Origin of the sequence: Micromonospora sp. NPDC023737 (genome assembly GCF_040639715.1) — a bacterium.
Classification (GTDB): Bacteria; Actinomycetota; Actinomycetes; order Mycobacteriales; family Micromonosporaceae; genus Micromonospora.
The window spans coordinates 127,014-145,765 of record NZ_JBFAAL010000010.1; the positions used below are offsets into that span (position 1 = coordinate 127,014).

The 18,752-nt window shown below is 70.9% G+C and carries 18 protein-coding genes; 9 read left to right on the top strand and 9 right to left on the bottom strand.

What is annotated here, in order from left to right; translation table 11 throughout:
• Window positions 1-51 precede the first annotated feature (51 nt).
• Window positions 52-1,035, bottom strand: a complete 984-nt coding sequence (locus tag AB0F98_RS21295; RefSeq protein ID WP_357737822.1) for a 2-dehydropantoate 2-reductase N-terminal domain-containing protein — start codon at window positions 1,033-1,035, stop codon at window positions 52-54.
• A 100-nt stretch (window positions 1,036-1,135) separates the two neighbouring features.
• The gene (locus AB0F98_RS21300; RefSeq protein WP_357737824.1) at window positions 1,136-1,882 is read right to left on the bottom strand and encodes a M50 family metallopeptidase; all 747 of its coding nucleotides are present in this window, start codon (window positions 1,880-1,882) and stop codon (window positions 1,136-1,138) included.
• Between the two features lie 196 nt (window positions 1,883-2,078).
• Here AB0F98_RS21300 and AB0F98_RS21305 point away from each other — a divergent pair, with 196 nt between their 5' ends.
• Window positions 2,079-2,834: a GH25 family lysozyme gene (locus AB0F98_RS21305; protein WP_355145474.1), complete on the top strand. Its 756-nt coding sequence runs from the start codon at window positions 2,079-2,081 to the stop codon at window positions 2,832-2,834.
• 76 nt (window positions 2,835-2,910) lie between these two features.
• On the opposite strand, the gene AB0F98_RS21310 is transcribed toward AB0F98_RS21305, so the two are convergent.
• Both AB0F98_RS21310 and AB0F98_RS21315 read right to left on the bottom strand, forming a co-directional pair.
• Window positions 2,911-3,153 carry a hypothetical protein gene (locus AB0F98_RS21310; RefSeq protein ID WP_357737826.1) on the bottom strand — a complete coding sequence of 81 codons (243 nt, stop codon included), beginning with the start codon at window positions 3,151-3,153 and terminating at the stop codon, window positions 2,911-2,913.
• A gap of 88 nt (window positions 3,154-3,241) precedes the next feature.
• The gene (locus tag AB0F98_RS21315; protein WP_357737828.1) at window positions 3,242-5,509 is read right to left on the bottom strand and encodes a protein kinase; all 2,268 of its coding nucleotides are present in this window, start codon (window positions 5,507-5,509) and stop codon (window positions 3,242-3,244) included.
• A gap of 93 nt (window positions 5,510-5,602) precedes the next feature.
• Here AB0F98_RS21315 and AB0F98_RS21320 point away from each other — a divergent pair, with 93 nt between their 5' ends.
• A complete protein-coding gene (locus AB0F98_RS21320; RefSeq protein ID WP_357737830.1) occupies window positions 5,603-5,815 on the top strand; it encodes an acyl-CoA carboxylase subunit epsilon in 213 nt (70 codons plus the stop codon).
• A gap of 220 nt (window positions 5,816-6,035) precedes the next feature.
• Window positions 6,036-6,494 (top strand): hypothetical protein, encoded by a 459-nt coding sequence (locus AB0F98_RS21325; protein WP_357737832.1) that lies wholly within the window; start codon window positions 6,036-6,038, stop codon window positions 6,492-6,494.
• Window positions 6,495-6,786: 292 nt separating this feature from the next.
• Here AB0F98_RS21325 and AB0F98_RS21330 read toward each other — a convergent pair whose 3' ends face one another.
• Window positions 6,787-6,924, bottom strand: a complete 138-nt coding sequence (locus AB0F98_RS21330; RefSeq protein WP_357737834.1) for a hypothetical protein — start codon at window positions 6,922-6,924, stop codon at window positions 6,787-6,789.
• 990 nt (window positions 6,925-7,914) lie between these two features.
• Here AB0F98_RS21330 and mycP point away from each other — a divergent pair.
• The 3 genes from mycP to AB0F98_RS21345 all read left to right on the top strand — a co-directional run bounded on the left by mycP (window position 7,915) and on the right by AB0F98_RS21345 (window position 10,985).
• Window positions 7,915-9,024 (top strand): type VII secretion-associated serine protease mycosin, encoded by a 1,110-nt coding sequence (gene mycP, locus AB0F98_RS21335; RefSeq protein WP_357737837.1) that lies wholly within the window; start codon window positions 7,915-7,917, stop codon window positions 9,022-9,024.
• A 641-nt stretch (window positions 9,025-9,665) separates the two neighbouring features.
• Window positions 9,666-10,322, top strand: coding sequence for a Maf family protein (locus tag AB0F98_RS21340; RefSeq protein WP_357737838.1), 657 nt, complete (start codon window positions 9,666-9,668; stop codon window positions 10,320-10,322).
• A gap of 9 nt (window positions 10,323-10,331) precedes the next feature.
• Window positions 10,332-10,985 carry an O-methyltransferase gene (locus tag AB0F98_RS21345; RefSeq protein WP_357737840.1) on the top strand — a complete coding sequence of 218 codons (654 nt, stop codon included), beginning with the start codon at window positions 10,332-10,334 and terminating at the stop codon, window positions 10,983-10,985.
• Between the two features lie 221 nt (window positions 10,986-11,206).
• Here the strand turns inward: AB0F98_RS21345 and AB0F98_RS21350 are convergent, their stop codons facing one another.
• The 3 genes from AB0F98_RS21350 to AB0F98_RS21360 form a co-directional block, all read right to left on the bottom strand.
• Window positions 11,207-11,962 (bottom strand): ABC transporter permease, encoded by a 756-nt coding sequence (locus AB0F98_RS21350; RefSeq protein ID WP_357737842.1) that lies wholly within the window; start codon window positions 11,960-11,962, stop codon window positions 11,207-11,209.
• Between the two features lie 17 nt (window positions 11,963-11,979).
• Window positions 11,980-12,939, bottom strand: a complete 960-nt coding sequence (locus AB0F98_RS21355) for an ATP-binding cassette domain-containing protein (protein WP_357737844.1) — start codon at window positions 12,937-12,939, stop codon at window positions 11,980-11,982.
• A 158-nt stretch (window positions 12,940-13,097) separates the two neighbouring features.
• Window positions 13,098-13,709: a PadR family transcriptional regulator gene (locus AB0F98_RS21360; RefSeq protein WP_357738000.1), complete on the bottom strand. Its 612-nt coding sequence runs from the start codon at window positions 13,707-13,709 to the stop codon at window positions 13,098-13,100.
• 147 nt (window positions 13,710-13,856) lie between these two features.
• Here AB0F98_RS21360 and AB0F98_RS21365 point away from each other — a divergent pair, with 147 nt between their 5' ends.
• On the top strand, window positions 13,857-15,611 hold the full coding sequence (locus AB0F98_RS21365; protein ID WP_357737846.1) for a biotin carboxylase N-terminal domain-containing protein: 1,755 nt from the start codon (window positions 13,857-13,859) through the stop codon (window positions 15,609-15,611).
• Between the two features lie 52 nt (window positions 15,612-15,663).
• On the opposite strand, the gene AB0F98_RS21370 is transcribed toward AB0F98_RS21365, so the two are convergent.
• Window positions 15,664-16,560 (bottom strand): LysR family transcriptional regulator ArgP, encoded by an 897-nt coding sequence (locus tag AB0F98_RS21370; RefSeq protein ID WP_357737848.1) that lies wholly within the window; start codon window positions 16,558-16,560, stop codon window positions 15,664-15,666.
• A 69-nt stretch (window positions 16,561-16,629) separates the two neighbouring features.
• Here AB0F98_RS21370 and AB0F98_RS21375 point away from each other — a divergent pair, with 69 nt between their 5' ends.
• Together AB0F98_RS21375 and AB0F98_RS21380 are read left to right on the top strand one after the other, a co-directional pair.
• Window positions 16,630-17,226 carry a LysE/ArgO family amino acid transporter gene (locus AB0F98_RS21375; RefSeq protein ID WP_357737850.1) on the top strand — a complete coding sequence of 199 codons (597 nt, stop codon included), beginning with the start codon at window positions 16,630-16,632 and terminating at the stop codon, window positions 17,224-17,226.
• A gap of 78 nt (window positions 17,227-17,304) precedes the next feature.
• On the top strand, window positions 17,305-18,744 hold the full coding sequence (locus tag AB0F98_RS21380; RefSeq protein WP_357737852.1) for a GuaB1 family IMP dehydrogenase-related protein: 1,440 nt from the start codon (window positions 17,305-17,307) through the stop codon (window positions 18,742-18,744).
• The last annotated feature ends 8 nt before the right edge of the window (window positions 18,745-18,752 follow it).

The following is an 18,752-nucleotide window of genomic DNA, read 5'->3' on the forward strand; positions in this document are numbered from 1 at the left end:
CCCGTGGCGGTCGCAGGGGACACGCGCCGCACGGTGTGCGTGGTTGCCCGGTCAGCCGAGCATTTTCTCCAGCTCGGCCGGCGGGAACTCGCCGGCCGGGATGCGCTCCCGCACCGCCCGGCGAGCCGCCTGCTGCACCGCGGCGTTGACCGGCGTCGGTACGCCGTGCAGCCTGCCCAGCAGCACGATCTCGCCGTTGAGGTGGTCGGTCTCGACCGAGCCGGCGCCCCGGGCCAGGCTCTGCCAGGTGGACCCGCCGGACCGTTGCTCGCCGCCGACCGGACGGTGCTGCACGAGGTCGCCGCGTTCGGCCGCCTCCTCGGCCTGGCTGGTGTGCGTGATGCCGGCCGCAGTGAGTACCGCCTCGCCCTCGGCTCGTACCCGGCCGGTCAGCTCCGCGGGGATGTCCCGGCCGAAGAGCGCCTGGAGCCCGTTGCCGAGGTTCCCCAGGAGCTTGCCGTACTTCCAGCGCATCACGTCCGGCCGCACCGGCGCGACGAAACCGGCGGCGGTCAGGTCGGCGGCGACCGCGCGATCGGTGTCGTCCGAACCGGACGGATAGCGGCCGACGTGCAGCACCCCCGGATGCGGGTGACCGTTGGCCACCACGACGCCGGGTTCGAGGTGGGTGGCGGGAAGCCAGACGCAGACACCGTGCACCCGGGCGAAGAGCCGCAGGGCGGCGGGCTCGTTGACCACGCCGTTCTGCGCGGTGAACAGTGGTAGCCGCTCGCCGGCGGTTCCGCCGCCGTCCACCGGGGCGTCGACCCAGGCGGCCAGGGCCGCGGCGGTGTCCTGCGACTTGACGGTGAGCACGAGCACAGTGTCCGGTGGCAGGGGCCGCCGGTCCGGGCCATCGACCGCCGGCAGCCGTACGGTGCGTTGCTGCTCCGGCTGGCGAAGCGTCAGGCCGCGTTCGCGGAGTGCGGCCAGGTGCGCTCCCCGCGCCACGAGCGTGACGTCGTGACCGGCCGCCGCGAGCCGCCCGCCGATGGTCCCGCCGACGGCGCCGGCCCCAATGATCACGTACCGCATGCGGCCCATTCTGCCCCGCTCCGGTCCGCCGGCCCACCGCGCTCCGCGGCCTGGCGTGGCGCGGCGACCGCCCGACGGTGGGACGCCGAACCGGGTGCCGTCAGCGGGTGGGGAGGAGGTTGCCATCCAGGAGGGGATCGGCCAGCAGGGTAGCGCCGACGGCCAGTACGACCAGGTTGACCAGGGCGAAGAAGATGACCCAGAAGAACGCCGGGAACGGGGTGAGTCCCGCGAGCTGGTCGGCGTCGGAGGCGGGCATGCGCCCCCGGGAGCGGAGCCGTTGCAGCTCGACCACCGGCCGTACTCCGCCGAGCAGCAGGAACCACACCCCGGTGTACGCGAACGCGGCCTGCACCTGCGGCGAGGTGTACCAGGAGACGGCGAGCACCACGCCGCCGGTGACGAGCAGCGACACCACACCGAAGGCGTTGCGGATCATCACGAGCATCGCGAGCAGCAGCACGACGGCCACCCACAGCAGCAGCGTGATCCGGTTGCCGCCGAGCAGCCAGGCGCCGGCCAGCCCGACCAGCGGCGGCGCGACGTACCCGGCGAGCAGCGTGAGGATCATGCCCGGCCCGGAGGGGCGACCGGCTGAGAGGGTCAGTCCCGAGGTGTCCGAGTGCAGCCGGATGCCGCGCAGCTTGCGGCCGGTGAGCAGGGCGACCAGCGCGTGGCCACCCTCGTGGGCGATGGTGATCGCGTTGCGCGCGACCCGCCACGGCAGGCGGGTGGAGACCACCAGCAGCGCGGCGAGCCCGGTCAGCACGACCAGCAGCGGCGGCGGGTCGGGCTGCGCGCCGAACAGCCGGTCCCACAGTTCGGTCAGCCCGTCGAACGACACCATGGGGCGCGAGCCTACCGGTCCGTGCCGCCAAAGATCACCTACGTGACCCACGGTGACTCGTCGCGCACGTCACGTCCAGACATCACGTCGCCATGGCACCGCCAATGAAAGTTTCTTTTGCCCCCCTTGCGATCTTGGTTGCTTACCTCCAAAGATTTCCATCAATGGATTACTCCTCGTCCCCCTGGAGGTACCCGTGTCCCGTACCAGATCATCGCTGCGTCGTCTCCTCGCAACCGGCCTCACCGTCGTCGCCACCGCCGCCACGGTGCTCGTCGCCACCGCCGGGCCGGCCGCGGCCGCCACCGTGCCCGGCATCGACGTCTCCCACTACCAGGGCGCCATCAACTGGACCAGCGTCCGCAACGCAGGCATCCAGTTCGCCTTCATCAAGGCGACCGAGGGCACGAGCTACAAGGACCCACGCTTCAACACCAACTACGTGGCCGCCTACAACGCGGGCGTCATCCGCGGGGCCTACCACTTCGCCCGGCCCAACATCTCCTCCGGCGCGGTCCAGGCGAACTACCTGGCCTCGAACGGAGGCGCCTGGTCCGCCGACAGCCGCACGCTCCCCGCGGCGCTGGACCTGGAGGCCAACCCGTACAGCGGCGGCTACTGCTACGGCCTCAGCACCACCGGGATGCGGAACTGGGTACAGGACTTCCTGAACACCTACCGCTCGCGCACCGGCCGCTACGCCGTCATCTACACCACCACCAGCTGGTGGAACCAGTGCACCGGCAGCTGGAGCGGGCCGTGGGGCAACCACCCGCTCTGGATCGCCCGCTGGGCCAGCGCACCCGGCACCCTGCCGGCCGGCGCCCCGGTCTGGAGCTTCTGGCAGTACACCAGCACGGGCAGCGTCGCCGGCATCAGCGGCAACGTCGACCGCAACTACTGGAACGGCGACCGCTCGCGGCTGATCGCGCTCGCGAACAACACCCCGTGACCCGGGTGGCGGCAGCGGGATCGGCTGTCACCGTACGGTCGACGACCGGTCCGGCTGCCGCCACGCACCCGTGCGATCAGCCCCGTCGCCGGTAGCGGACCGGCACCGCTACCCGGGCGGGCAACGCATCCTCGTGGACCTGGACGCCGCGCCGGGCAACCAGCCAGGCGCCCACCCCGGCGACGGTGACGGCCACGACGCTGAAGAGCGCGACGAGCGCCGGGATTCCGAGACCGGCCAGGAGCAGAACGGCGTCGCCGAGCGCGACGAGCATCCACAGTGCCACCCGGGATCGAACGTCCCTCCGTCGGTAGCCCATGTCGTACCTCCTTCCGTCGTCAAGGTCCAGTTACCCCGGACGGCGGGAGGTCATGCGAGGACGACTCGCATCGACGGATGTGCCGCGGTCAGTCCTGCCGATCCGGCACGAACTCGCGGAAGATCATCTCGAAGTCGGGCAGGCTGGTATTCCAGTCCTTCTGCGCGACCTCCCAGCGGAGGGCGAACCCACGGTTGTGGGCGGTCACGAAACCCCGGTTGCGGACGTGGATCCGGGTGCCGTCGCGGGTCTCCAGCCAGTCCCAGTCCGCGCAGGTCCGCCACCGGCAGTCGATCTCTCGGATGCCGAGGTTGTCGTAGTTGTTGACCAACCGATGCCGGGCCGGCTCGATGTCCCGCCACGCCTTCGCCGCGTCCGACCCCGGGTGATCGGTCCGGTCGATCGTCAGCTCCCCGACGCCGTTCGGGTCCGCGTACCGCACCCAGGTGCCGCCGGCGCTGCGAGTCCATCCCTTCGGAATCGGCAGGGCGAAGCCGACCGGGTCCCTGCGCAACGACCACCCGGCCGGGAGGCCGCTGCTCGCGGAGACGCTCGGGGAGGCGCTCGCGCTCGGCGTCACGCTCGGCGCGGCGCTGGTCGGCGGCGGCGAGGCGGGCGCGGACGTCGGCGGCGCGGAGGCCGAGCCGACACTCGATCCGGCCGTTGGGGTGTCACCGCCCTCAGGGTCGTCGCCACTGGTCAGCAGCGGCACGATCACCGCGAGGCCGACCAGGAGCACGGCCACCACCACGCCGACGAGCAGGTTGCGCCGCTTACGTTCGGACGTCGTGCCGTCGGTCGCCGGGATCGGCGCCCGCCCGGTCGGGGCGGCCGGCGGGCCCACCGGCAGCACCGACGTCGGGGTGGCCGACCGGCGCGGCGTGGGGGTGGGCCGCTCGTCTCGCCTACCGCCGGACGGCTTCGCCCCAGTCCCGTCGGCCGCTTTTCCGGAGGCGCCAGCACTCTTGGTGGGCTCACTGCCCGCCGCGGCGGCCGGACGGTCCACCTTGGCGGTCAGGTCGGCATCATGGGAAGGCCGGTCGACCTTCGTCGTCGGCTCGGCATCGCTACCCGACCGGTCGACCTTCGTCGTCGGCTCAGCGTCGGTGCTCGACCGGTCGACCTTCGTCGTCGGCTCGGCATCGGTGCCCGACCGGTCGACCTTCGTCGTCGGCTCGGCGTCCGCGGCCGGGAGGTCCATCTTCGCGGTCAGGCCCGCGCTCGCGGTGGATGCCGTCCGATCGACCTTCGTCGTCGGCTCGGCGTCCACTGCCGAACGGTCCACCTTCGTCGTGGGGTCAGCGTCCATGGCCGAACGGTCCACCTTCGCGGTGGGCGCGGTGTCGGCACCGGCCGACACCTTCGCCGCGGGTCCCGCCATGGCGGACGCCGACGGCGTACGTGGTGCCGGCGGGGTGACCGGCGGGTCCGCCGGTTCGGCGGGACGCGGGGCCGGCACCACGGTCGGCCGCGGCAGCCGTGGACCGTTCGGCCCCGGCCTGCGTACGCCATCGAGCAGTGAGATCCCGCGCGTACGCCGGCCATTGGCCCGCTGCAGCATGCGTTCCGCCGTCTCGGCGGTGATCCGCTCTCTCGGGTCCTTGCGCAGCAGCCCCTGCAGCACCGGCTTGAGCGGGCCGGCGTTCTTCGGCGGCGGCAGCGGCTCGGTCGCCAGCGCCGCGAGGGTGGCGATCGCCGACGGCCGCGCGTACGGAGACTTGCCCTCGATCGCGGCGTAGAGGGTCGCACCCAGCGACCAGAGGTCCGCCTCCGGCCCGGCGGTGCCGTCGTGCGCCCGCTCCGGCGCGATGTACGCGGGTGAACCGAGCACCATTCCGGTGCGGGTGACGTTCGGGTCACCCGGGATGGTGGCGAGGCCGAAGTCGGTCAGTACCACCCGTCCGTCGTTGCCGAGGAGCACGTTGCCCGGCTTGACGTCACGGTGCATGACTCCGGCCTTGTGGGCGGCCTTCAACGCGCCGAGCACACCCAGGCCGATCTCGATCGCGCGGGCCGGAGGCACCGGGCCGGACTCGGCGAGGGTGTCCTGCAACGACTTCGACGCGACGTACTCCATGACGATCCACGGATCGCCGTCGGTACGCAGCACGTCGAAGATGCGGACGACGTTGATGTGGTTGAGCCGGGCGATGGCTCGCGCCTCCCGCAATGAACGTTCCCGCATCTCACGGCGCTCGTCGTCGGTGAGGCTGGGCGGCGGAACCAGTTCCTTGATGGCCACGTCGCGGTGCAGCACCTCGTCGCGCGCCTTCCACACCCGACCCATGCCGCCCTGACCGAGCGGCGAAATCAGCCGGTATCGGTCAGCGACGAGTCGGGGAAGCGCGTTCGACATCGCAGAGACGGTACCCGGCCATGCTGACAGCCACACCGGCGGCACGCCACAGTGCGGTGAAGCTCCAGTTCCTCGACGCGTACCCTGGCGTCCATGTCTGCCGAAGAGCCGCTGTTCCGGGTCGTCCGCGGGGTTCCGACCGCCGAGGAACTGGCCGCGCTGGTGGGTGCGGTCGTCGCCCGGTCGCGGCCGGTGGCCGTCGCCGCTCCGGTCACCGCATCCGCCTGGGCACGCAGCGGCCGGCCGGCCGGCACTGGACCGTCCACCGGCCCCGGCGCCTGGCGCACCTCGGGCCTGCCCCGCTGAACCGGCCTCGCCCGCTGAACCGGCCTGCCCTGCTGTGCCGGCCCGCTCCGCTGAACCGGCCTCGCCGCTGAACCGGCGCGCTCCGCGCCACTGCTGTTCCTGAACCGCGTTCGTTCCGTCGCCCCGCATCGGGCCTGGGCGCAATCGTGGGGCTGCCAGGGTCGCCTCCACCCGTTAACCTCACTCAGGGAAACGGAGCCGTCACGGCATGGGAGGGTCGATGATCCCTGAGGAGGACCGCCCCGCGGGCTGGCTGAGGGGCTACGGGGCCATCGACGCCGACATCCAGCAGCTGAGAGAGTTCGCCGACCGGCTCGCGGCCGAGGTCGAACGCAACTACGCGCCGCACCTGCCCTACATCGCCCAGGACGTGACGGCACCGCTGCCCAACCCCTGCGACGCATTCATCGAGCTGGTGCACTTCCTGCAGGCCCATCACGAGACGCAGCAGGCCAGCGTCGACATGGTCTGGGGCGCGTGCGGGGCAACGGGCCACCTCGCGGCCGCCGCGGGCACCGTCGCCGACCGGTACGCAGGTGCCGACGCCTTCGCCGCAGCCCGGGTGGCCGACGTCGAGAACGCGCTCGCCGATCCGCGCGCGGTCCTGCCCGCCGGTCCGCCATCCGTGCTGCTCAGCGACCCGACCGGCCCGGAGACCGGCCCGGCGGTGCGCGCATGATCGAGCGGGGCGGCGGCCGCACGTCCGGCCTCACCGACTGGCACCGGATGGACGTGAACAGCATGTGGGCCTGCCTGCAGGACCACGACACCACCAACCACTGGAAGCAGGTCGCCGGCTGGCGCAAGATCTGCGACCTGGCGCAAACCCACCTGAGCCGGCTCCAGGAGTACCGGCGAGGACTCGCCGAGGTGTGGCCTCCGGCCACCAACGCGGCCGCCCACGCATACCTCGCCCGACTAGACGAGCTGATCGACAAGGTGCGCCACACCCACGACGCCGCCGCCACCAACTACACCACGCTCGCCGCCGCCACCCAGGCCATCAGCGGCACCCGGGCCAGTTTGCAGAAGATCCACCAGGAGTACGCGGCCAAACTCCAGCAGAAGCAGGCGTACGAAGCGATCGCCGCCGACCCGAAGGCCGCCATGGGCAGCCGCGTACCGGATCGGCCAGTCACCGACGCCGACCTGGAGCAGCTGAACGTACGGGCGCGCGGCATCATGTACGGCCTCAGCAGCGAACTCCAACAAGCCCAAGTGGCACTGCGCCAACCACCACCAGCGCCAAAAGTCGGCCGACAGCTCGAGGATCCGGACGTCTACGGATTTGGGCCGACACCCGTGATTCCAGCTATCGCGACAGCACCGATGGCAGCTGATCGTTCGACTCTTAGTGAACCGACAGCGGAACGAGGCGGAACCATTGTTCGCCCCTGGGGCTCACAATCCCCGTCGGCGGTTGGACCAGTCTTAGGCGGCGTTGTCGGAGCCCCCGGGCTACCCACAGGGTCCTCCGCTTTCTCGGGGCTTCCGCCTCCCACACCATCACCTACTCAATTCGAGCTGGGCCCGTCAGCATCTTTTCCCGCTACGCCGAGCGTTGTGCCGAAACCGCCAGAGACACCAGCGAGAAAACCTGGAATATCCAGGCAAGGAGGCCAACTGCTCCCGGGTGGGTCGCCTCCAACGCAAAATCGGCCACTGCCACACGGAGGCCTTATCGGGGGAGTCCCTGGGATGCCGGTTGGCCAGCCCCCCGCCGCGAGGAACAACCAACCACCTCGAGTCGGCCCTATCGGCGGTGTTATCGGTGGAGGAGGCGCCGGCACTGCCCCGACGGGCAGCGCAGGCTCACGTCCAGGTGGGGGTCGTGCTGGCTACTACCCTGCGACCATCGACAAGTTACCTCGCGGAGCGCCCAGGCGGCCCTACCGCGAAGACGGCCACGACCAACTCCGCCGATGGGACCCGGACCATCCGTGGGAACTAGATCATGGAGTCGCCCCGGTGCTGCGGCCTCCAGATGAGGATGGACCAATCGACCCCGGCCCAGCCATTGGGTTCAGACGTTAATGCAGTCCATATTTTCGATCGGCCTCGCTGCGGTCGCGATTACTGCAACTCTCACACCTTCACCTTTGAAGGATTCCGGGTTTGCCACTGGATCTGACGAGGCACACAGGATCAGGAACGACCAATGGCATTTGCGCTACCTCCATATCACCCAAGCCCATGAGTTCAATCAAGGCGCGGGCATCATTGTCGCGGTCCCGGACACCGGCGTCGACCCACATCCCGACCTGCGCGACAACGTTCTTCGCGGTACCGACATTATTGGAGGCGGCAGCGGAGATGGGCGACAGGATAGAGACAGTCATGGAACTTCGATGGCTGGCCTTATAGCTGCTCATGGGAGATCCGATAGCGTCGGCGCGCTCGGAATAGCACCGAAGGCAAAGATCCTACCTATTTTCGATAGCCCTCCTAACGGTGAGGGCACCGCGGATGACCTGGCATCGAGCATCGAGTTCGCAGTGGCCAAGGGCGCTGACGTCATCAGCATCTCCGCTGTGGCCGGCGCGAGCCCTCGCCTCCAACGGGCGCTATCAGCTGCTCGCGCAGCTGATGTTGTCGTGGTCGCAGCGGCGGGAAATAGGCCGCCGGACGCAGGAGTCCGGTATCCGGCGACAGAGGAGGACGTCGTCGCCGTAGGGGGCATCGACCGACTAGGGCAACATGCCGCGGTTTCAGTCACCGGGTCACGGATTGATGTCGTCGCGCCGGCAGTAGACATCTACAGCACCAGCTACGGCGGAAAGTACTCGAAGGGAACTGGAACATCGGGTGCTACGGCGATCGTGGCCGGGGCGGTGGCGTTGATTCGGTCGAAGTACCCGTACCTGCCGGCACGGGAGGTAGTACATCGGTTGACCGCCACCGCCATCGACAAGGGCCCGCCCGGGCGGGACGACGAGTACGGCTACGGAGTGATCGACATTGTCGCGGCGTTGACTGCTGACGTACCGCCGCTTGGGTTCGAATCGTCAACACCGAGCGCACCGGCTGGCGGTGGCCCGAGTACGGCGGCGGCCGCTGAGCCTCCCGGCGACAGTCTCGGCGGCGACAGCGCGGCGACCGTTCGTGGGCTGGCCACGCTCGGTGTGATCATGGCCGTCGGCGTGACGTGGGCGGTGATCGTGCGTCGACGACGGCGCGGCGATGACCCGCCGCCGCGGATCAGCCGCTGACGAGCCCCCGACGCGTGGTTTGCGGCAATTGCACCCCGGCTGCGCGCCCGGCGACGGATGGTCAACTCGCCTTCCTTGAAGTCGGGGTGTCCCAGACGCGGCGATACCCCGACTTCAAGGAAGGCGAGTGGATCTTGCCTCGACGCGGCGCCACGCGACGCCACGCGACGCCACGCCACGCGACGCGACGCCACGCGACACGGCGCCACGCGGCGCCACGCGACACGGCGCCATGCGACGCCACGCCGGGCGGCGCCGCGTCAGACCGGACCGTGCCGCAGCACCCCGGGCGAGAGTGCACAAGACCAGGTGGGGCCGCAACGAACCGGGCGAGGCCGCACCACAATCGGACCGCCAGGCAACCGGGCGAGGCCGCAGCACAACCGGACCGCCACGCAACCAGGCCGCGCCGCCACGAGGCCGGACCGCACCACAACCAGGCCGGACCGCACCACAACCAGGCCGGACCCCCACTACAACCAGGTCGGAACACACACCACAACCAGCCCGGACCGCACCACAACCAGAACCAGGCGCACGTCGGGCGTGAGCCGGGCCGCGTCCGGCAAGAGCCTCGTCGGGCGGGACGTGCGGGGCGCCGCACGGCCCGTTGCTGACGTTGAGCCGGTAACGTCGGCGGGGTGCGTGATCAGTTGCCGCTCCGCCTCGTGCTCGCCTCCGCGAGTCCCGCCCGCCGCAAGATCCTGCAAGCCGCCGGCATCGAGCCGGATGTGCTGGTCAGCGGCGTCGACGAATCCCTGGTCGTCACGGACCGGGCCGACGAGCTCTGCCTGGAGTTGGCCCGGTTGAAGGCGCAGGCGGTGCTCACCCGGCTGCGTCCGGCCACCGACGAGCGCACTCTGGTGATCGGCTGCGACTCGGTACTCGAGTTCGACGGGGAGGTCCTCGGCAAGCCTGCTGATTCCGCCGACGCCGGGCGGCGCTGGCGGCGGATGCGCGGACGCAGCGGTGTCCTGCACAGTGGCCACTGCCTCATCGACGTTACGGCGGCGCGCCGCGCCGAGGCGGTCGCCTCGACGGTGGTTCACTTCGCGGACATCAGCGACGAGGAGATCGACACGTACGTGGCCACCGGTGAGCCGCTGGCTGTGGCGGGGGCCTTCACGATCGACGGCTTGGGCGGCCCGTTCGTGCAGCGAATCGAGGGTGACCCGAGCACGGTCATCGGGCTGTCGCTGCCACTGCTCCGCAAGCTTCTCGCCGACCTCAATCTGCGGATCACCGACCTGTGGACGAAGGTTGCGCCGGGCGGCCAATCGGTCGAGCCGCTCGGTTAGCGTGCCACCATGACCACCAAGTCGATCCCGCTGACGGACGAGCTGCACGCGTATCTCGTCGGGCACGGCTCGCCCCCTGACGAGATCATCCGGGACCTCGCCGAGGAGACCCGCGCCGTGCTGCCGGACCAGGCGACCATGCAGGTCGCGCCGGAACAGGCGGCGTTCCTGACCTTCCTCACCCGGCTGATGGGGGCGCGGCAGGCGGTGGAGGTGGGCACGTTCACCGGTCTCTCCGCGCTGGCCATCGCCCGAGGGCTGGCCGAGGGCGGACGGCTCACCTGCTTCGACATCTCGGAGGAGTACACCGGGATCGCCCGCCGCTACTGGGCGCGGGCCGAGGTGGACGATCGGATCGATCTGCGTATCGGCCCGGCCGGGGACACTCTGCGCGAACTGCCACACGAACGGCACCTCGACTTCGCGTTCATCGACGCGGACAAGACGGGTTACCCGATCTACTGGGCGGAGCTGGTGCCACGGATGCGCCCCGGCGGCATCATCGCCGTGGACAACGTGCTGCGCGGCGGCAGGGTGATCGCCCCGCAGGACGAAGGCGACCGGGCGATCGCCGCCTTCAACGACGAGGTGCTCGCCGACGTCCGGGTCGACGCGGTGATGCTGCCGATCGCGGACGGACTCACGCTGGCCCGGGTGCGCTGACCGCACCACCGTGAGGGGCATTCAGCGCGCCACCGCTGACTGATCGGCTCCGGTTCATGGCTGTCGGGGTGTCGGACACCCTCCGACACCCCGACAGCAGTGACGCCGTGTGGATCAAACGCGGCGTGAGGCACGTCGATCAAACGCGGCGCGAGACACGCGGATCAAACGCGGTGCGAGCCTTGTGGATCAAGCGCGGTGCGCGCCGCTTCGAACCAGTTTCAGCGGACGGTACGGGCGAACTGCCGGGCCGCCCAGTAGACGCCGAGCACGGCGAGCGCGGCCACGATGGTCAACCCCTGCCAGACCTTGTCGTTGCCCAGGTCGCCGGCGAAGAGCGCACGGGTGCCGTCGACGGCCCAGGAGAACGGGTTCCAGTCGGCGATGCCCTGCAACCAGCCGGGCGCGAACTGCAGCGGCAGCAGGATGCCGGAGAGCAGCAGCACCGGTTGGGCCACGGTGTTCATCAGCGGGGCCAGGGCATCCTCGCTCTTGACCTTGAGCGCGACGCCGTAGGAGACAGCCGACGTCATCAGCGCGATGAGCGCGAGCATCAGGTACGCGAGCAGCAGGTCACCCAGGACGACACGCAGGTCGAACGCGAGGGCGAGCAGCGTGATGATGATCGCCTGCACGATCAGCGATACGACGTCCCGCAGCGAGCGGCCGAGCAGCAGGGCGAGCCGGCTGACCGGGGTGACCCGGGACCGCTCGATCACACCGGCGCGCAGCTCGGCGATCAGACCGAAGCCTTGGAACAAGCCGCCGAAGATGGCCAGCAGCACCAGCAGACCGGGCACGAAGATCTTGTAGGCCGCGGCCTGGGTCGGCGCGTTGAGCGCGGGCTTGAGCAGCGGAGCGAAGAGCAGGAGGTACATCACCGGCTGGAAGACGCCGACGAAGACCCAGACCGGGTTACGGATGAGCAGCTGGAACTGCCGTTGGAAGATGAGCCAGGTGTCGCGGGCGAGCTTCATGATCAATCTCCTGCTGGTCAGGACTCGCGCAGCGAGCGGCCGGTCTTGGTGAGGAAGACGTCGTCGAGGCTGGGGCGGTGCAGCTCGATCGAGGAGAGCGCGACACCGACCTGGTCCAGCCGGCGGAGGATCTGCGGGATCGCCGTGGCGCCCTCCTCGACGTACAGCCGCAGGCCGCCGTCGTCGACGGTCTCCAACTTCCGGACGTACGCCTCGCCGTCGAGCGCCTTCGCGGCCTGCGGCGTGGCGACGACGTCGAGGCCGACCTGAACCACGTCGCCGGAGATCTCCCGCTTGAGGTCGGCCGGGGTCCCCTCGGCGACCACCTGGCCGTGATCCATGATCGCGATCCGGTCGCAGAGCGCGTCGGCCTCGTCCAGGTAGTGGGTGGTGATGAAGACCGTCATCCCATCGGCACGCAGCCGGCGGATCTCGTCCCACATGTGCGCGCGGCTCTGCGGGTCGAGACCGGTGGTCGGCTCGTCCAGGAAGACGATCTTCGGCTCGTGGATGATGCCGAGGGCGATCTCCACCCGCCGCCGCTGGCCACCGGAGTAGGTCTTGCACTTGCGGTCGGCGAACTCGGCGAGCTGGAAGGCGTCGAGGGCGCGCACCGCGCGCTGGTGCGCCTCGGCTTTTCCGATCCCGTACAGCCGGGCCTGGAGCACCAGCTCTTCGCGGGCGGTGGATTCGTCCCAGGTGCTGCCGCCCTGGGCCACGTAGCCGATCCGGCGGCGCACCTCGCCCGGCGCCTTGCGCAGGTCGGCGCCCGCAATGATCGCCTCGCCGTCGTCCGGCTCGATGAGCGTGGCGAGCATCCGCAGCGTGGTCGTCTTGCCGGCGCCGTTGGGGCCGAGGAATCCGAAGATCTCTCCCTCGGTCACCGTCAGGTCGACGCCCCGGACCGCTTCGACGGTCTTCGTCTCCCGCCCGGCGCGGGAGCGGAAGGACTTGCGTAATCCCCTGGTCTCGATCAATGCGTGCTCCTGGTCGTCCGGGCCGGTACGGCCGGTCGGCGGGGAAGGCAGCGCGGTCGGCCGCCGCCCCCGGGCCGCTGGTGGGCAGCGCGGGACGGCGTGCTTCCCCGTACATCGCGATGAGGCTAACGCGATATAGCTTTTCTGGTCAACGTTGATTATTCAGATTGGGACGGGTGCGTGGGCAGGCGCTGCTCCCACCCGGACCAACCTTCCGCCCGGTCAAGTCCAGCAGGCAGGTACGACACACCGGAGTCGATGCGTTCCGCGATGCGCTCGCACCAGGCGGCCTCGGCCTCCGCCCGGGCCGTCCAGAGTTCGAACATCCAACCCACGTGGACCGGCTTGGTATCGCGCAACCAGTCCGACTCCAACGAGGTCCGCATCCACGCCATCCCGGCCCGCAGCAGGTTCGCCCGGTTGCGCAGCGCGGCCGCCGCCTCGTCGCGCGGCAGCGCCGGCAGGAACGAGAAGGCAGCCGCGAACGGGTCCGCCGGCTCGTTCAGCTGCCACCAGAGCCCACGCAGCAGCGACTCGAACTCCTCCTGCCCCTTCTCGGTGATCTCGTACGTCGTGCGGGCGGGACGGCCGCCGACCTGCTCGGTCGCGACCGTCCGCAGCAGCCCCTCCTCGGTCAGCTTGCGCAGTGCGTGGTAGATCGAGCCGGGCTGTACGTTCGCCCACTTGTCGGCGCTCCAGCTGAGCAGCTCACGTCGCACGTCGTAGCCGTGCACGGGCTGCATCCACCGGACCAGACCGAGAATCATCATTCGCGTGGCAGACACGGAAGAAGCGTATTAGGCAAAATTGACTAAGGCGCGATGTGACCGCGCCCCAACCGGCACTGAGCGATCGTTAGGGCCAGTTCGGTGGCCTATACACTCCCGGTCAACGACCTCCCGGGAGGAGCCCCCACGGTGCGTAAGGTACTCATCGCCAACCGCGGCGAGATCGCCGTTCGCGTCATTCGCGCCTGCCGCGACGCCGGTCTGGAGAGCGTCGCCGTCTACGCCGACTCCGACCGGGACGCGCTGCACGCGACGCTCGCCGACGAGGCGTACGCCCTGGGCGGGGACACCGCGGCGGACAGCTACCTGCGCATCGACAAGCTGATCGACGTCGCGGCCAGGTCCGGGGCCGACGCCGTGCACCCGGGCTACGGCTTCCTCTCCGAGAACGCCGACTTCGCCCAGGCCGTCATCGACGCGGGGCTGACCTGGATCGGCCCGACCCCGCAGGCGATCCGCGACCTCGGCGACAAGGTGACCGCACGGCACATCGCCCAGCGCGCCGGCGCGCCGCTGGTCCCCGGCACTCCGGACCCGGTCGCCAGCGCCGACGAAGTGATGGCGTTCGCCGTCGACCACGGGCTGCCGGTCGCCATCAAGGCCGCCTTCGGCGGTGGCGGGCGCGGCCTCAAGGTCGCCCGCACCATGGAGGAGATCCCGCAGCTGTTCGAGTCGGCCACCCGCGAGGCGGTCGCCGCGTTCGGCCGCGGTGAGTGCTTCGTCGAGCGTTACCTCGACAAGCCGCGCCACGTCGAGGCGCAGGTCCTGGCCGACCAGCACGGCAACGTGATCGTGGTGGGTACCCGGGACTGCTCACTCCAGCGGCGGCACCAGAAGCTGGTCGAGGAGGCGCCCGCGCCGTTCCTCACCGACGCCCAGCGCGCGCAGATCCACGAGAGCGCCAAGGCGATCTGCCGCGAGGCCGGCTACCACGGGGCCGGCACCGTCGAGTACCTGGTCGGCGGCGACGGCACCATCTCCTTCCTGGAGGTGAACACCCGGCTCCAGGTCGAGCACCCGGTCACCGAGGAGACCGCCGGCATCGACCTCGTCCGCGAGCAGTTCCGCATCGCCGACGGGGAGAAGCTGCGCTTCGCGGGGGACCCGACCCCTCGTGGGCACGCCATCGAGTTCCGGATCAACGGCGAGGATCCCGGCCGCAACTTCCTGCCCGCCCCGGGGGCCATCACCGCGCTGCGCCTGCCGACCGGCCCCGGCGTACGCGTGGACGCCGGCATCTCGGCCGGTGACGTGATCGGTGGCAACTTCGACTCGCTCCTGGCCAAGGTGATCATCGTCGGGGAGACCCGGACCGAGGCGTTGGAGCGGGCCCGCCGGGCACTCGACGAGATGGTCGTCGAGGGCATGGCGACGGCCCTGCCGTTCCATCGCCTGGTGGTCCGGGACCCGGCCTTCACCTCGGAGCCGTTCACCGTACACACGCGATGGATCGAGACCGAGTTCGACAACACGGTCCCGCCGTTCACCGCGACCACCGGCCCCGCCGCCGAGCCAGCCGAACGGGAGACCGTGGTGGTCGAGGTGGGCGGCAAGCGGCTGGAGGTCACCCTGCCGGCCGGTCTCGGTGCGGGTACGAGCACGGCCGCGCCTTCCGCCCGCAAGCCGGCCCGCCGGGGCGGTGGTGCCGCCAAGGCCGGCGCCACGGTCAGCGGCGACGCGCTCACCTCCCCCATGCAGGGCACCATCGTCAAGGTCGCCGTGGCGGACGGGGACACGGTCGCCGAGGGTGACCTGATCGTGGTGCTGGAGGCGATGAAGATGGAGCAGCCGCTGCACGCGCACAAGGCCGGCACGATCAGTGGGTTGACCGCGGACGTCGGCGCGGTGATCACCGCAGGCGCCCCGATCTGCACCATCTCCTGACCCGTTCCCGGCGGGGCCCGTCCAGCTGGAAGGGGCCCCGTCCGGGTACATGTCAGCGGAGGGTGTCGGCGGCCACCGCGCGTACGGCGGCGGTGAGGGCGTTCAGCGCCGCTGACTCCAGCCGCCAGTGCTGCCAGTACAGCGGCACGTCCACCTGCCGGCCCGGGGCGATGTCGACGCACACCCCGGACGCCAGGTCGTCCTCGGCGATCTGCTCGGGCACCAGACCCCAGCCGAGCCCGTGCCGGATGGTTTCGCTGAATGCCGGCACCGACGGCACGTAGTGCACGGGCGGGTCCAGCGTCCGTCCGGTCAACGTGCGGATGAAGCGGTGCTGCAACCGGTCCTTCCGATCGAAGACGACCGCCGGCGCGGCGGCCAGCGCCGCCGGGGTCATCCCGTCGCCGAAGTGCGCGTCGGCCATCGCCGGGGCGGCCAGCGCCCGGTAGCGCATGGCACCGAGCCGACGTACCCAGCAGCCCTGGACCGCCTCGCCCTGCGCGGTCACCGCCGCCGTCACCACCCCGTCGCGGAGCAGTTCGGCGGTGTGGTCCTGATCCTCCTGCCGGATGTCGAGGGAGAGTTCCAGCCCTTCGGGCAGCCGGGCCAGCGCGGCGGGGAACCAGGTGGCGAGGGAGTCCGCGTTCACCACCACGGCCAGCCGGGTCCGCGTACCGGCGCCGGTCAGCGGGCCGCGGGCGTCGGCGAGCGCCTCCCGCTCCAGGAGTACGAGTTGCCCGGCGAGACGCAGCAGCGGCGCGCCCGCCTCGGTGGCGACGCAGGGGCGGGCCCGCCGGACGAGCACCTGCCCGACCGTCTCCTCCAGGGCCTTGACCCGCTGGCTCACGGCCGACGGGGTGACGTGCAACAGCCGGGCCGCCGTCTCGAAGCTGCCCTCCGAGACCACGGCGGCGAGGGTACGCAGCTGCACGAAGTCGAGCCCGTCCATCAGCACAGCTTAACCAGCCTCAAAATCTTTAGTTCGACTCATGCACTCCGCTCACCTACCGTCGGTGCCGTGCTCAGCTCCGCCGCCGCCGGCTTCTCCGTCGCCATCGCCCTGATCGTCGCCATCGGGGCGCAGAACGCCTTCGTCCTGCGCCAGGGCCTGCGCCGGGAGCACGTCGTACCCGTCGTCCTCACCTGCGCCGCCTCGGACGCGCTGCTGATCGGGGCAGGCATCGCCGGGGTCGGCACGCTGGTGACCGGCCGTCCTGTCCTGCTCACCGCGATCCGCTGGGGCGGCGCGGCGTTCCTGCTCTGCTACGCGGCGCTCGCCGCCCGCCGCGCCCTGCGGCCCGGCGCGCTGGTGCCCACCGACCGGCCGCCGGCCACCCTGGGCGCCACCCTGCTGGCCTGCCTCGCCTTCACCTACCTGAACCCGCACGTCTACCTCGACACCGTGCTCCTCCTCGGCGGGATCGCCCAGCAGCACCCGCACCGCTGGCTCTTCGGCGTCGGCGCCGCCCTGGCCAGCGTGGTCTGGTTCACGGCGCTCGGCGCCGGGGCGCACCGGTTCGCGCCGCTGCTCGCCCGTCCGGCCGCGTGGCGGCTGCTGGACGGGTTGATCGCCGCGTTGATGGCCGCGCTCGCGGTGGCGCTGCTGCTCGGCTGACCGCCGACAGCGCCCCGGAGAAGGTGTTTTCCGCTACCAGCGGCGGCGATACCCGTACCGGCCAGCCATGATTGCCGGGTGCGGTTCCTTAACGGCGCGGTCCCCGCGCACGACCTGACCTACAACGACGTCTTCATGGCGCCGTCCCGCTCCGACCTGGGCTCCCGCCTCGACGTCGACCTCGCCAGCTCCGACGGCACCGGCACCACGATCCCTCTCGTGGTGTCGAACATGACCGCGGTCGCCGGCCGGCGGATGGCCGAGACGGTGGCCCGTCGCGGCGCGGTCGCGGTCATCCCCCAGGACATCCCGATCGACGTGGTGGCAAACGTCGTGTCCTGGGTCAAACAGCGCCACCTGGTCTACGACACGCCGATCACCCTCGGCCCGACGGACACCGTCGGCGACGCCATCCACCTGCTGCCCAAGCGCGCGCACGGCGCGGTGATCGTGGTGGACGGGACCGGCCGGCCGTTGGGCGTGGTCACCGAGGCGGACACCGTGGGCGTGGACCGGTTCGCCCAGCTGCGCCACGTGATGTCCACCGAGCTGCACACCATTCCCGCGGACGCGGATCCGCGTACCGGGTTCGACCTGCTCTCCGCCGGTCGCCGCCGGCTCGCCCCGGTGGTCGACGCGCAGGGGCGGCTGGTCGGCGTGCTCACCCGCAAGGGGGCGCTGCGGGCCACCCTCTACCGGCCGGCGGTGGACGAGCAGGGGCGGTTGCGGATCGCGGCGGCGATCGGCATCAACGGCGACGTGACCGGTAAGGCCGCCGCGCTGTTGGAGGCCGGGGTGGACACCCTGGTGGTGGACACGGCGCACGGCCACCAGGAGCGGATGATCTCCGCGCTGCGGGCGGTGCGCAGGCTCGACCCGGCCGTTCCGGTGGCGGCCGGCAACGTGGTCACCGCCGAGGGCGTACGGGACCTGGTCGAGGCGGGGGCCGACATCGTCAAGGTCGGCGTGGGGCCGGGCGCGATGTGCACCACCCGGATGATGACCGGGGTGGGGCGGCCGCAGTTCTCGGCCGTGCTCGACTGCGCGGCGGCGGCCCGCGCGCTCGGGCGGCACGTCTGGGCCGACGGCGGCGTCCGGCATCCGCGGGACGTGGCGCTCGCGCTCGCCGCCGGAGCGTCGAACGTCATGATCGGCTCCTGGTTCGCCGGCACGTACGAGTCTCCCGGCGACCTCTACACCGACCCGGACGGACGGCGTTACAAGGAGAGCTTCGGCATGGCCTCGGCCCGGGCGGTCAGCGCGCGCACCGCCGAGGACAGCCCGTACGACCGAGCCCGGAAGGCGGTCTTCGAGGAGGGCATCTCCTCGGCGCGGATGCATCTCGACCCGACCCGCCCAGGCGTCGAGGACCTGATCGACGAGATCATCGCGGGCGTGCGGAGTTCCTTCACCTACGCCGGGGCCCGGAACCTGTCGGAGTTCCACGAGCGGGCCGTGGTGGGTGTGCAGAGCGCGGCCGGCTACACCGAGGGGATGCCGCTGCCGGCCAGCTGGTGACAGCCGGC

What these genes read in the sequence shown, in the direction of transcription:
- AB0F98_RS21295 (WP_357737822.1), bottom strand. Translation starts at nt 1,035, where the DNA reads ATGCGGTACGTGATCATTGGGGCCGGCGCCGTCGGCGGGACCATCGGC.
- AB0F98_RS21300 (WP_357737824.1), bottom strand. Translation starts at nt 1,882, where the DNA reads ATGGTGTCGTTCGACGGGCTGACCGAACTGTGGGACCGGCTGTTCGGC.
- AB0F98_RS21310 (WP_357737826.1), bottom strand. Translation starts at nt 3,153, where the DNA reads ATGGGCTACCGACGGAGGGACGTTCGATCCCGGGTGGCACTGTGGATG.
- AB0F98_RS21315 (WP_357737828.1), bottom strand. Translation starts at nt 5,509, where the DNA reads ATGTCGAACGCGCTTCCCCGACTCGTCGCTGACCGATACCGGCTGATT.
- AB0F98_RS21320 (WP_357737830.1), top strand. Translation starts at nt 5,603, where the DNA reads ATGTCTGCCGAAGAGCCGCTGTTCCGGGTCGTCCGCGGGGTTCCGACC.
- AB0F98_RS21325 (WP_357737832.1), top strand. Translation starts at nt 6,036, where the DNA reads ATGATCCCTGAGGAGGACCGCCCCGCGGGCTGGCTGAGGGGCTACGGG.
- AB0F98_RS21330 (WP_357737834.1), bottom strand. Translation starts at nt 6,924, where the DNA reads ATGGCGGCCTTCGGGTCGGCGGCGATCGCTTCGTACGCCTGCTTCTGC.
- AB0F98_RS21345 (WP_357737840.1), top strand. Translation starts at nt 10,332, where the DNA reads ATGACCACCAAGTCGATCCCGCTGACGGACGAGCTGCACGCGTATCTC.
- AB0F98_RS21350 (WP_357737842.1), bottom strand. Translation starts at nt 11,962, where the DNA reads ATGAAGCTCGCCCGCGACACCTGGCTCATCTTCCAACGGCAGTTCCAG.
- AB0F98_RS21360 (WP_357738000.1), bottom strand. Translation starts at nt 13,709, where the DNA reads ATGATGATTCTCGGTCTGGTCCGGTGGATGCAGCCCGTGCACGGCTAC.
- AB0F98_RS21370 (WP_357737848.1), bottom strand. Translation starts at nt 16,560, where the DNA reads ATGGACGGGCTCGACTTCGTGCAGCTGCGTACCCTCGCCGCCGTGGTC.